Consider the following 13,274-nt stretch of genomic DNA (forward strand, 5'->3'; position numbering starts at 1 on the left):
GGTATCAGGGCTTGTCGGCTTTTTGTTGTATCTCGATTCACATCTCACGCCTAATTTATCTACGCCAAATAAATTTATTAATAAACTTTTGGAAATGAAGCATCCATGGGGTGCTTTTTCTTTTGTTCTCACATGAAAGCAGGTGAGTTGTCTCCTTTCTTCACATTAATGATATAACATGATATATTAGGATGTAGAACATGAGAAGTATGGGTATTTATGGAGGTGCTTGTATTGGGGAAAGATTCGGCATCCAAGCCGATGTATGAACAGATCTTTGAATCCTTGCGCGAACGGATACAGCTTCATCAATATCAAGTGGGTGAGCGTGTTCCTTCGGAGAAGGAATTATGTGATGAATTCGGAGTGAGCCGGATTACAACTAAAAAAGCGCTTGAGATGCTGGCGAGTGAACAATTAATTGTTCGTCAGCCGGGACGGGGTTCTTTTGTAGCCGACACAGCAGAAATGTTACAAGAAAGATCTAACAGACCTGCTCCGCGTGCTGCGATCAAAGATCCAGAGAAGAAGCTGCTCATTGGTCTGGTCATCACTAACTTCAGTGATATGTATGGTACAGAACTGTTATATGGGATGGAAGAAGCTTCCCGAGAGCATGATTGTTTTCTCGTACTTAGACGTTCCTTCGGGATTCCCGAACAGGAGGAACAGAGCATTCAGGAACTGCTGGAACTGGGTGTGGATGGATTGATTATTTTCCCGGCACAGGGTGAATATTTCAGCGATGAGATTCTTAAACTGGTCGTTAATAAATTCCCGTTTGTCCTGATTGACCGGTACTTGAAAGGCATCCCGGCTTCATCTGTCAGTACGGATAATGTAGGCGCGGCGCGAGAAGGGACGAATTATCTGTTCGATCTCGGTCACCGACACATCGCTTTTCTGACGCAGCCTCCGGCGAACACTACACCGATCGAAGAACGAATTGAAGGCATTATTGAGGCTCACAATGATCAAGGAGTTCTGGTGAACAGGGAACTGTGGTTAGAATCTTTTCTTTCGACACTGCCAAGTGTGTTTGATCCTCAAGTCGAGGTCCGTGATGTGGAGACACTGGTGGAACATTTACAGAAATACCCTCAGATTACTGCACTCTTTGCTGCGGAGTATCATATTGCTTTACTTGCAGAACAGGCAGCGGATCGGCTTGGTCTGAGAATCCCGGAAGATATGTCCATCATTTGCTTTGACAGTCCAAACGCTGCCGAAGGAAGCCGAGTAACCCATATGAGACAAAGCCAGTTTGATATGGGAAAACAGGCATTCGAGATGGTGCTTCAAAGTATGCAAAATAACGAAATGACAGTGAACAGAGTTGTTTTGCCTGCCCGTTTGGTGAAGGGGAAGTCAACGAGTATGGTGAAACAAAAGGGTTAATTATAGCAACTTAATATTCATTGTGTTCAATCAGGGGCTTCGTGTAAACGAGGCCTCTTTTTGGTGTGGATAAAATGGGGAGAATTGCTTTAAATGGTATGTTATTTGATGCCGTTGAATTAAAATAACATGCTAATATACAAATAAATATATTGACATAACATTATATTCGTTTTAGGATGATGAAAGCGGTTAACAAACTGGATTACATAAGGAGGACAACATGCTGACACCCAGAGATGATCAAGAAATTTCCCCCTCGATATACGACATGATTGATCGGGTTAACAAACGTATGCCGGAATATCCGGAACTTAACCAAATGTTTAAAAATTGTTTTACCAATACGATGGCAACCACGATTCAGCGCAAAGAAGATGGAACAACTTTTGTGATTACGGGAGATATTCCTGCCATGTGGTTACGTGATTCTGCTGCTCAGGTCAGACCATATTTGGTTCTCGCTTCAGAGGATGAAGATATTGCCGACATGATCGCTGGACTGGTTGAACGTCAACTGAATTATATTCTCCTGGACCCTTATGCAAACGCTTTTAATGAGACGGAGAGTAGGAAAGGACATCAGGAAGACCTGACGCAAATGAATGATTGGATCTGGGAACGGAAGTATGAGATCGACTCATTGGCTTATCCAATTCAGCTCAGTTATCTCTTGTGGAAGAACACAGGAAGAACAACTCAATTCAATGATACGTTCCGCAAAGCAGCCCAGATCATCATGCAGTTATGGCAAGTGGAACAGCATCATGAGACGAAATCACCCTACACGTTCCAACGTCTGGATGCTCCTGAAACCGATACGCTCACCCGAGAGGGACGAGGTACTGAAACGGTATACACAGGCATGACCTGGTCGGGATTCCGTCCCAGCGACGATCGCTGTGAATATGGATATCTGATTCCATCCAATATGTTCGCCGTGGTGGCGCTTCGATATCTAAAGGAAATTGCTGAAGCGGTGTTCGAAGATGAAACGCTGGCAGCGACTGCTCAGCAGTTGGAGGAACAGATCAACAAAGGTATTCAGGATTATGGCACCGTTGAACATCCGGAATATGGAACCATATATGCATACGAAACGGATGGGAAAGGCAATTACAATCTGATGGATGATGCCAATGTGCCGAGCCTGCTGTCTTTACCTTATCTCGGATATGTGGAGGAGAACGACGAGGTGTATCAGAATACACGCCGTTTCATTCTATCCTCGCACAACCCGTATTTTTATGAGGGAACAGCAGCAGCGGGAATTGGTAGTCCGCATACACCGGAAGGGTACATCTGGCATATCGCTTTATCGATGCAGGGGCTGACTACGGAGGATCGCAATGAAAAGCTACGATTGCTTCAGCTCATCCATAAGACGGATGCGGATACCGGACTGACCCATGAAGGTTTTTCGGCCAACAATCCACATGAATATACACGTCCATGGTTTTCATGGTCCAACATGCTCTTTAGTGAACTGATGATGGATTATTGCGGATTCCGCGTACAGAAATAGGATAGGAAAGCAAGAGATAACCTGCGAGTACATCATAACGTTCGGAGTTCATTGAATTCCGACAAGAGGAGAGCGAATCATGAGAAAAATATCATTGAAAATGCCGGTAGCAGCAGTTATGACATCCTTGCTCATTCTTACTACAGCCTGTTCAGGTGGAAGTTCAAGTACAGGCACAACCAGTGATGGCAAGAAGGAAGTAACCGTATCATTCCGTTCTTCAGGATCTGAAGATACACTTACGAAATTCTTCCAATCAGGCTTGGTGGATCAATTTGAGAAAGAAAATCCGGATATCAAAATCAATATCGCGCCTGTCTTGGCAAGTGAGGGTGATTATACGTCCAAAATGGTTTTGCAGATGAAATCCCCGGATACGGCACCTGATGTTATTGCCGAAGATACATCCATCATCAAATCCGATGCTGCTGCGGGATATCTGGAGCCGCTGGATACACAGGTTCAGGGATGGTCTGATTGGGAAGATCACATCATCGACAACCTGAAGGCAGGGGTTACCGGAGAAGACGGCAAAGTGTACGGCGTTCCGGCTACTTCGGATACACGCGGAATCTGGTACAACAAGGAACTGTTTCAACAGGCGGGACTTGAAGTTCCGTTCAAACCTGCAAGCTGGGCAGAAGTACTCGAAGCAGCACGTACCATCAAGCAAAAGCTGCCGGGTGTGACGCCACTTAATATGATCGTGGGCAAAGCAAACGGGGAAGGTGTCACCATGCAAACACTGGAAATGCTGCTCTATGGTACGGCGGATACGCTGTATAACGACACCAGCAAGAAATGGGTCGTTAATAGCCCGGGGCTGCTGGATTCCTTCAAATTCATAGATCAAGTGTTTAACACGGATAAAACAGGTCCAACCATGCAGGTTGCCCTAAATGGACAAGCTGGCAGTATTGCATTCCAGCAACAGTTCCCGCAAGACAAACTGGCGATGGCTGTAGATGGTAGCTGGGCAGGTTCGACATGGGCCGAGAACGGTGCTGCTCCAATCGCCAACGTTGAAGAGAAAATAGGTTTTGCACCATTCCCGACACAAAATGGGCAAGAACCTGGAGCAACTACAATGTCTGGAGGATGGGCTTGGTCTGTTCCTGCACAGGCGAAGAATAAGGAAGCAGCTTGGAAATTTATCGAGTTCCTGATGAATAAGGAAAATGCGACTGCTCGCGTAGTAGCGGAAGGCAGCCTCAGCCCACGTAACGATTCCACAGAAGTTGAAGGTTATACGGAGCGTCCATATACCAAAGAAGCACAGGAACTCTTGAATGTGGCCCACTTCCGTCCAGCGAACGATCAATATGCAGCGGTATCCGCACAATTGCAAAGCATTGTTGAGAGTATTGCCTCTGGCAAGCTGACGCCGGAAGAGGGAGTTACACAATTGAAGGACAACGTATCCCGTTCCCTTGGCGCGGACAGCATCGAAGAGAAATAAGGATATCGATATATTCGGAGGGGGAGGCACAATCTCCCCTTTTTCCGGTTCGAATGGAGAGTGACTTATGAAAAGGAAAGCACCAGGTTCATTTCTGTTTCTCATGCCTTCCGTACTGTTATTACTTGTGTTTTTCATTGTTCCCATCATTCTGACGATCTGTTTTGCCTTTACGAATATGGCTCTTACCGGGGCGGCAGCCAAGAGTTTGGAGTTTGTTGGATTCCAGAATTTCATTAATATGTTCCATGATCCGGACTTCCGGATTAGTGTCTGGCGCACGCTGGTCTTTCTCATCTTCTCCGCAGTGATTGGTCAGGTGTTGCTTGGGTTCATACTGGCTCTTCTAATGAAAGAGAAAAATGTGACGTTCCGCCGGGTCATCGGGATCATCGTCATTGCCGGTTGGGTGACACCCGAGATTGTCGTGGCCTTCTGTATGGTGGCCTTTTTCAGTGACAATGGTTCATTGAATCAGATCCTCGGCTGGTTTGGAGCGAATCCAGTCTCCTGGTTGTTCAGTTTCCCTATGGTGAGTGTCATTATCGCGAATATCTGGCACGGCACAGCCTTTTCGATGATGGTCTATCAGTCGGCTCTGGATGATATCCCGAAGGAAGTCGAAGAAGCTGCGATTATTGACAGTGCAACCGGGTTCCAGATTGTCAGACACATTACGATTCCAATGGTAAAAGGCTCCATCGTGACCAACATGATGTTGGTTACCCTACAGACACTGGGTGTGTTCACGCTGATCTATACGATGACCGGTGGTGGCCCGGGTACTTCGACACAAACCTTGCCGATCTTCATGTACAACCAGGCCTTTGTGAACTATCAATTTGGATACGGCACAGCCATATCTCTGGTTCTGTTGTTCATCGGTATTATCGCCAGCCTGTTCTACATGCGATCCATGAAAGTGAAAGTGTAACCATGAAGGAGGTTCGATCCCTATGGTCAAACATGGGCTTCAACGCAAAATCCAGTACGGGATTCTAGTCTTTCTAGGGCTCTGTTTTTTATTGCCGCTGCTCTGGATCATTCTGGCTTCATTCGACCCGAACGCGCAACAGGGCATCAAAATGCCCAGTACCTGGACCATTCAAAATTTCAAGGATGTGCTCGGGGATTCGAGCAATCTTCGTTCATTCGGTGTAGGCCTTATTCTGTCGGGAGGGCAAGCGATATTGGTTGTTCTGGTATCAGTTCTAGCTGCTTATCCTTTATCCCGTTATGAAATGAGATTCAAAAAAAGCTTTCTGTTATCGATTCTGTTCATGACAGCTCTTCCGATTACTGCCGTGATGGTTCCGGTATTTCAAATGTTTCTGTTCTTCAAAATGCAAAATAGCATCATTGCCACGATGCTGTTCCTGACCGCATCCTCACTTCCTTACGGTATCTGGATGATGAAAAACTTCATGGATTCGGTGCCGATTGATCTGGAAGAATCGGCATGGATCGACGGTGCATCCGTGTGGAACGGATTGAGACGAATCGTGGCACCATTGATGTTGCCTGGTATTGCAACGATAGCGATATTTACCTTTTCGGGAAGTTGGGGCAACTTCTTCGTGCCATACATCCTGCTCCAGACACCGGAGAAACTTCCGGCATCAGTCACGATTTATCAATTCTTTGGCAGTCACGGTATGGTTGAATACGGCAGATTGGCTGCATTCTCACTACTTTATACAATGCCTTCGGTTGTGTTATATATCTTCTCCCAGCGGTACATGTCAAAGGGCTTCAGCATGGGCGGGGCAACCAAAGGTTAACGACAGGAGGTACGCAACATGACAACCAAAAAGACGGCACATCTTATCTCGCATACCCATTGGGATCGCGAATGGTATATGCCTTATGAACACCATCATGTACTGCTCATTGAGCTGATGGATAAACTGCTGGACACGCTTGATCAGGACCTGGAATATCGTTATTTCCATCTGGATGGGCAGACGATTATTCGTGAAGATTATTTGCAAGTTCGGCCCGAACAACAGGAGAGGCTCGACCGTTATATTCGTGAAGGACGCATCCATTTTGGTCCATGGTATGTGTTGCAGGATGAGTTTCTGACCAGCAGTGAGGCCAACTTGCGTAATCTGCTCATCGGGCATCGTGATGCTCGACCTTTGGGTGTGATATCCAAGACGGGATACTTCCCGGACTCGTTCGGAAATATGGGACAGGCACCGCAGATTCTGCAACAGGCGGATATTCATAACGCGATCTTTGGGCGTGGGGTAAAGCCTACGGGATTCAATAATGCGGTGGTTGATGCAGACAGTTACGAATCTCCCTATTCCGAGATGATCTGGCGTTCGCCGGATGGTTCGGAAGTGCTCGGCATTTTGTTCGCGAATTGGTACTGCAATGGGATGGAGGTTCCCGTTGATTCGGAGAAAGCCCGAGTATATTGGGATAAAAATCTGGAGGATGCCGAGAAGTTTGCCTCGACTCCACATCTGTTGTTCATGAATGGTTGTGATCACCAACCGATCCAGACGGATCTTCCCGAGGCTTTACGTACGGCAGCTTCCTTATATCCTGATGTGGAATTTATTCACTCCAATTTTGACGATTACATTGAGGCGGTTACGAAGGATGTCCCTGAGCATCTGGCGACTATTGAGGGCGAGCTTCGCAGTCAGCACACGGATGGTTGGGGAACACTGGTGAATACGGCATCCGCACGGGTGTATCTGAAACAGTTGAATCAGCAGGGGCAGACGGTGCTTGAAAAAGTAGCCGAACCACTCGCTGCCATGGCCCATATAGCTGGGGTAAAAGATTATCCGCATCATCTGTTGACACATGCATGGAAGATGCTGATGCAGAACCACCCACATGATAGCATCTGCGGGTGCAGTGTCGATGAGGTTCACCGTGAGATGGTGACCCGATTCGCCAAGAGCAGACAGCTTGCAGAGAAATTGGTTTCCCAGAGCGCGCAGGCGATTGCTGAGTCTATACTAGTGCAACCTGCTGAGGCTTGGGGAGAAGAAGCGGTGCTGTTCACTGTGTTCAACACGAGTGGGTGGAATCGAAATGGAATCATCGAGATGGACCTGATTGTGGACAAAGCATTTTTCCCGGAAGGTCCTAACCCTCAGGCACTTGCGCAGAAGGTGGAAAAAGATGCACTGCCAGTGTATCAGCTGGTCGATTCGGATGGACGCACGTACTCGGCAGAAATCAAGGATCTGGGTGCGCATTTTGGCTATGAACTTCCGAAGGATCGCTTCCGACAGCCTTATATGGCTCGTAAAGTAAGAGTGACTTTTCAGGCGGTGGATGTACCTTCTCTGGGCTATAAGACGTATGCTCTCATTCCAGTGGAGAAACAAGCAGAGATTGCTGAAGTGCCCGATATGAGCGAACTCATCCAGGTTCAGGGAATGATGATGGAGAACGGTCAATTGCGGGTGACGGTTGAAGAGAATGGTACGGCAACAATTGAAGATAAGGTCTCAGGTGCTGTATACCAGGGATTGAATTCATATGAGAATACCGGTGATATCGGCAATGAATATGTCTACCGTCAACCCGAGGGAGAGACAACGCTGACCACGGAGCATCTGAAGGCGGACCTGCGGATTGTGGAGCAGTCTCCGTATCGGGCAGTTATGCAAAGTGTATTACGCTGGGATATTCCTGCTGGAGCAGATGAACTGTTCGAGCTGGAGAAGCGCCAAATGGTTCCTTTTACAGAACGGAAGGCACAGCGAGTCGAGCAGAATGTTCCGCTTGTGATTACGACAACGTATACGTTGGAAGCAGGCAGTAATATGGTCAAGGTAAAGTCTGACTTTAACAATCAGGCCAAGGATCATCGACTGCGTGCACTCTTTCCATCCGGACTGGTGACAGACAATCATTATGCAGATTCCATCTTTGAAATCGCCAAACGTTCCAATACACCGGCCAAAGAATGGGTGAATCCAAGTAATGCGCAGCATCAGCAAGCGTTTGTACATGTGACCGATGGTGATCATGGCTTGATGATTGCAAACAAAGGGCTGAATGAATACGAGATTTTACAGCATGAAGAGGGCAGTACGATTGCAGTTACGCTGCTGCGTGCCTCTTCGGAACTGGGAGATTGGGGTGTGTTTGAAACACCGGAAGCTCAATGTCTGGGATCTCAGAGTGTGGAATATGCGATTATTCCATTTGCGGGCGATGCTGCACAGTCAGGTGCATGTGCATCCGCATACGTGTATCCGATTCCGTGGACGACTGTACAGCAAGGGGCACTTGCGTATACATTTGAGCGAGAAAGTCATGCCGGTGCCGATGGGTACAAGGTGGAACTACCTTTGACGAAGCAATGGTTAGCGTGGAATTCGCAAGGTTCGACACTGGCATTCTCCACATTGAAGATCGCAGAGGAAACCGGAGATTTGATTGCTCGCTGGTATAATTTGAACTCTGAATCGGTTGAGTTGAACGTGCAAACTGGATTCGAATGTGCTTCCGTCTATGAGAGCGATGTGCTGGAACGGGTTAAGGGCACGTTGGAGGGACACAGCCAGATGGTATCCGGGTACAAAATCGTTACACAAGGGTATGCGTTACGTTGAGTTGATTATTGAACATTATAATTATAGAAACCTTCTGTTCACGTTATTGTGGACAGAGGGTTTTTGTTAGTCGAAACATTCAGCAAGTAAAAGTCGCTAATATAGTGGCTTTTTTGTTTTAAGGAACCAAGTTCTTGTCCCAAGCTGAGACAAGAACATTGTACATTGCCGAAATGGACAAGAACATTGTGTCATTTCGGATTAGGTAGTTATCTAATTGCTTAATGATGGAGATTTTGAGGCGAGAAAAAAGCACATGAATTAAGAATTCGCGTGAATAACGATTTTTTTTGTGTCAGGAATTAGATTCTTCCGGTCAAAGCAAGAACTAGTTCATCGTTGAAATGGTTAAGAACTTGGTACCAATGTCGTTAAAAATCTTTATCTGTTTCATTAAGCTTTCGGGCAGGATAGTGCAAGGAAGATGAAGAATACACTTAATTGAACTCAATAACCAATGGAATTGGCTGCTTTGTGTAAGTAAAAGTTTAGGAAAGTGAATCCCCAGACTTTGACGGAGGTAATTAATGACAACTTTATCGGAACTAGAAAAGCTTATTAATGAAGGAGCTAGTGAACAAAAGTTACAGAGGGAATTGAAAAAAGACTTGTCAATTTTTTCGAAAATTTGTGCTATTCCACATGATGAGTACATAATTTTCTCAGAACTTCCAGTTGGAATTACAGGAGATTGTGATTTTGCGGTTTTTACAGGTAGATAGTATATGAAGGTTTATTTTATTGAAGTAAAAGGTGCCGACTTTAGCTTAATAAACAATCCAACTAAAAAGGGAGCAACATTCAATGCAAGCTTTCTAGAAGGGATTGACCAAATTATCAGACGAAAACAGTATTCGCTAGCTAATGAATTATCTTACCGTGATGAGGCACATAGAATTCGGACTATTGTTGCATCGGGTACTCAAATGTATAATTCATTACTTTGTGCTAAAGGTCCCCTTTTGGTCGATAAAGGAAAACCTGTATCGGTTAGGGGTGTGGTTATTGGAGGAAGAAGTATCCAAGGTTTAAATCAGATTGAGGCTGAGAAAAGAGATGCATGGAGGAAATCGATAGATTTTCATATTGAATTAATGTCGTGGGATAGTTTTCTAACTAGTGTGCGTTGAGAATTATCCTATAACCATTTGGAGGTGATGTGATGTCAAAAAAAACCTACTACTTTTCGAGCTATGTACGTGAACATGGGATTGTTACGAACCCTTCTGTAATATCAGATAGTGATCAGTATCGTTATTTGATACGTATACCATTTAAAGATAGGGATCAACAGAAAGGAAAGACAGCTGTTGTTATTATGAAGAATCCAAGCAAAGCAGGCAGGAGAGATCCCTTGTCTACAGAGAAAATTAGACGCATTTCAGATGAGACAATTTATCGTGTTCTTGATTATCTTTACAAACATTCGGAGATTTTTTCGTCAGTAGTCATTCTAAACTTATTTGCTAACTACGCTTCAGTTTTAAAAGAAGACGAAGTTAAACTTAAGAGTAGCCAGGAAAACATTGTGTACAAGTTAACGGATAACGATAGTCTTGTGAAAAATGATGCTGTGATTGCCAACATTATTGCTGAATTAAAGGATGGAGATCGAGTGATAGCTGCATGGGGAGGATACCCCGGTTTAAAAGGATTCCAAGGTACATATCGAGAACGAGTAACGAAAGTCAGGGAATTGATGAAAGATAAGGAACTCTGGAGAGTAGGAAATATTGTACGAAAAGGTACTCAAAAATTTCCTCAACACGGTTCACAATGGGTCGACTTTGAAAGGATGGAGTTATTCTAGGAATCAAACTAACAGTTATTTAACTAACGTAGAAACGATAGCTTAATATAAACACAAAGGCACCGATCTCAACATGATCGGCTGCCTTTATTCACTAACGGGCAGGTTACCCAGGAAAAAAGATACGGGACGTGACTGAAACAAAGCTTTTTAGTATGACTAGGTGGAATATAAGATAATTTCTTAACAGTACTACTTTAACCGAGGAGAACCGAATCAGCTACATTTTAATTACGTTTCATATATAGATTGGAACCATTCGGTATGTTTTATGCAAGTCGCTCATTGGATAATATCAACTGTTTAAGTTTTTTTTGTATATAACTAGGACCGCATGAGAAACATCGTCTGATTATCGTTTGTATAGGCATCGATTATTCGTACAAGATCATCTTGAGTTTTCGTAAAAAAGCCAAAAAGTTTGAGGAAACTTTATTGACTAAGATATTTTAGCGAATTTTAGGATGATTCTTGGTAAAAATCCAATCAGAAAAAATTGAATTGAATGCAGAGTTTCTAAGTATAATGTTATAATTTGGTTAACAAATGATTTATCTGTGCCTAGTTATGTTAGTAGAAATGAATTTTTAATTGATAAATTTTTGAACAGAAGGGTGCATAGAAGCCATATGACTAAAAGGATGGATACAAATTCATTCGAATTTTCTGCTTTACGTACTGCATATTGTGATTTATCAGGTATTATATCGCTTTTACAATTTACAGGAAATAAAAAGTTTACGGCAGTTCCCGTATTTTCAATTGCAAGAGATGTTTGTTTGGTTCTTTACCAAATTAACAAAGAAATACTAGGTTCTTCTTATGAACTGAATACGGAAATTAAAAAAATTCGGCATAAAGTAAAATTGAGTAGCAGTAATAACCTAAAGATGCATGAAGAAATATTGGAATTTCATGTTGAGAAATATGGTGATGATGTAAACAACCTAGGATTCTATCTGGAAGATGGGCATCTCACAGGAAGTACACTTTATCCTACATACCTCTATTATGATACGACATTTTTTAAAAGTGATAATATCGAAAAAAGCATTTTTTCGTTTTTTCGTAACATAGGAGCCATTAGCGTAAAATTTCTACAACAGGTATCCAGTCTCTCTCAAGGTAAACTTCTGTTTACTATTCCAGAATCGATAATTTTAGCAGACGATCTAGAATATAGTGGAAAAGATATTCCCCATACATCACTTTTCACGAGTGATAAAACGAAGAATGCCCTTATTACTAGACTCCTATTAATACAGCAGGAATTAGTGACCTATATTTGGCTAAAGGATAATATTACCGTTGAAAACGTATATGCTCTCAATAACGCAGGGTATATATTGTTACGATTACTAACAATGAAAATAGACCAAGTAATGGATAATTTAAAAAATATTCAAAAATATCTTCCCGATTATTTTTTAGAGTTGAATCATAAATGTAAAAGTAAGCTACTGGATCTTATGAATGTTTATGAAGCGAGCATTTCGGAGGAATGTAGAACTTTAAGAAATATGCTTCATTATAGTAGTACTGAAGTTAACTTTTATGATTATTTAGAGCAGAGGTCATGTAAGAATAACAAATACATTAGTCTAGTTGTCGACGAAATCGTACTTAACTTTGCGAAACCTTTGAGTGCTATGTTCTCTGATTACTTTAATATTGCTAATTTACAAAGTATGAGTGATATGGAAATGATTTTGAATCGATTGAAAAGCAAAGGATTTCTTTCTTGAAAGTAAGTTCATTCCGTCAATCTAACAAAAATAATATATAAGCAAGAATTGGGGGTACATATGTATATTTATAAAGTTGAAATTGAAAAATACAGAAATTTCAGAGAAAAGGAAGTCACGTTTAACGATGGTCTTAATGTGATAATTGGTCATAATAACGCAGGAAAGACCAACCTAATTAATGCATTAGCTTTAATTTTAAATTCCAATGGTAAAAAGAGATTAGAAATTTACGATTTCAATAAAAATACCTCTCTTTAGGCAAGCAAATCCACCCAGAATACAAATAGGCGTAATTAGCATATATAATCAGTGATTGATTCCTCGTTGGATCGATAAGCAAACGACCAAAGTGTTCAGACAGCATACTCCCTTAGTCATTGGTAGTTGGAAAACGTCGAAATAAAGTAGTTATATTCGTTGAAAAGAAGACACATTATTATCTGGTTCAATAGATGATCGACTGAAGAAGCTTATTCTATGGAGATAGAAAAAGTTGAAATTATTGGATCAACTAATTAAAAATATTCTATCAAATAAATACACCCACACGTTAATAGAGCTACAAGTAAAAACAAAAATTAAACAATTTTTTTAGAGATTATTTGGGAGAATTTTGAGGAATTGTGTTTAAACTAATCCTTACCAATTCTAAATTATGGCGAGTAGGATAAGAACAGTCAGGTATTGATATCTATGCACTAGAGAAATCCACTACAGACTTTTATTGCATAGAATGACTATT

At 42.7% G+C, this 13,274-nt stretch carries 11 protein-coding genes; all 11 read left to right on the forward strand.

The genetic code is table 11. From position 1 onward, the window contains the following. The first annotated feature begins 225 nt into the window (after nt 1-225). The 11 genes from NST33_RS13595 to NST33_RS13645 all read left to right on the forward strand — a co-directional run bounded on the left by NST33_RS13595 (nt 226) and on the right by NST33_RS13645 (nt 12,790). Nucleotides 226-1,398 carry a GntR family transcriptional regulator gene (locus NST33_RS13595; RefSeq protein WP_313771423.1) on the forward strand — a complete coding sequence of 391 codons (1,173 nt, stop codon included), beginning with the start codon at nt 226-228 and terminating at the stop codon, nt 1,396-1,398. A gap of 223 nt (nt 1,399-1,621) precedes the next feature. Further along, the gene (locus NST33_RS13600; protein WP_339308263.1) at nt 1,622-2,923 is read left to right on the forward strand and encodes a glycoside hydrolase family 125 protein; all 1,302 of its coding nucleotides are present in this window, start codon (nt 1,622-1,624) and stop codon (nt 2,921-2,923) included. Between the two features lie 79 nt (nt 2,924-3,002). Then, nucleotides 3,003-4,382 (forward strand): extracellular solute-binding protein, encoded by a 1,380-nt coding sequence (locus NST33_RS13605; RefSeq protein ID WP_339308265.1) that lies wholly within the window; start codon nt 3,003-3,005, stop codon nt 4,380-4,382. 67 nt (nt 4,383-4,449) lie between these two features. Next, nucleotides 4,450-5,316 (forward strand): sugar ABC transporter permease, encoded by an 867-nt coding sequence (locus tag NST33_RS13610; RefSeq protein ID WP_036608294.1) that lies wholly within the window; start codon nt 4,450-4,452, stop codon nt 5,314-5,316. 22 nt (nt 5,317-5,338) lie between these two features. Beyond that, the gene (locus tag NST33_RS13615) at nt 5,339-6,163 is read left to right on the forward strand and encodes a carbohydrate ABC transporter permease (RefSeq protein WP_076211825.1); all 825 of its coding nucleotides are present in this window, start codon (nt 5,339-5,341) and stop codon (nt 6,161-6,163) included. A gap of 18 nt (nt 6,164-6,181) precedes the next feature. Further along, complete coding sequence (locus NST33_RS13620) at nt 6,182-8,974, forward strand: alpha-mannosidase (RefSeq protein ID WP_339308267.1); 2,793 nt, start codon at nt 6,182-6,184, stop codon at nt 8,972-8,974. 527 nt (nt 8,975-9,501) lie between these two features. Beyond that, the gene (locus NST33_RS13625) at nt 9,502-9,696 is read left to right on the forward strand and encodes a hypothetical protein (RefSeq protein WP_339308269.1); all 195 of its coding nucleotides are present in this window, start codon (nt 9,502-9,504) and stop codon (nt 9,694-9,696) included. Nucleotides 9,697-9,699: 3 nt separating this feature from the next. Further along, nucleotides 9,700-10,104, forward strand: a complete 405-nt coding sequence (locus NST33_RS13630; protein ID WP_339308271.1) for a Shedu anti-phage system protein SduA domain-containing protein — start codon at nt 9,700-9,702, stop codon at nt 10,102-10,104. 32 nt (nt 10,105-10,136) lie between these two features. After that, entirely contained in the window at nt 10,137-10,784 is a 648-nt protein-coding gene (locus NST33_RS13635) for a DUF1643 domain-containing protein (protein WP_339308273.1), read from the forward strand. A gap of 629 nt (nt 10,785-11,413) precedes the next feature. Continuing rightward, nucleotides 11,414-12,529: a DNA polymerase III subunit gamma/tau gene (locus NST33_RS13640; RefSeq protein WP_339308275.1), complete on the forward strand. Its 1,116-nt coding sequence runs from the start codon at nt 11,414-11,416 to the stop codon at nt 12,527-12,529. A gap of 60 nt (nt 12,530-12,589) precedes the next feature. Next, nucleotides 12,590-12,790 carry an AAA family ATPase gene (locus NST33_RS13645; protein WP_339308276.1) on the forward strand — a complete coding sequence of 67 codons (201 nt, stop codon included), beginning with the start codon at nt 12,590-12,592 and terminating at the stop codon, nt 12,788-12,790. Nucleotides 12,791-13,274: the final 484 nt, after the last annotated feature.

Source organism: Paenibacillus sp. FSL L8-0435 (genome assembly GCF_037965655.1).
Taxonomy (GTDB): Bacteria; Bacillota; Bacilli; order Paenibacillales; family Paenibacillaceae; genus Paenibacillus.